This is a genomic window from Colwellia marinimaniae, from assembly GCF_002207865.1.
Taxonomy (GTDB): Bacteria; Pseudomonadota; Gammaproteobacteria; order Enterobacterales; family Alteromonadaceae; genus Colwellia; species Colwellia marinimaniae.
In genome coordinates, this window is sequence record NZ_BDQM01000518.1 from 1 (window position 1) to 235 (window position 235).

General features: G+C 70.2%; 1 protein-coding gene. It reads right to left on the reverse strand.

Annotation, left to right across the window (positions count from 1 at the left end):
- Positions 1-235 (reverse strand): tetraacyldisaccharide 4'-kinase (locus tag MTCD1_RS20325; RefSeq protein ID WP_200818726.1); only part of this gene is annotated, 235 nt, incomplete at both ends.

The window sequence follows — 235 nt, forward strand, 5'->3', positions numbered from 1 at the left end:
GTGTAGAGGGTGGCGGTGACGGGGCGCGGCCAGGGTTCGCGCAGCGGGCCGGCAGGCAGCAGCCAGCCATTGCCAATGCCTTCGTCGTTGAACACGCACAGTTCGATGTCCCGCGCCAGGGCCAGGTGTTGCAGGCCGTCGTCGCTGACGATGATGTTGACCTGCGGATAGCGGGCACGCAGGGCGCGGACGGCGTCGATGCGCCGGGCGGCGACAAAGACCGGCACCCCGGTGG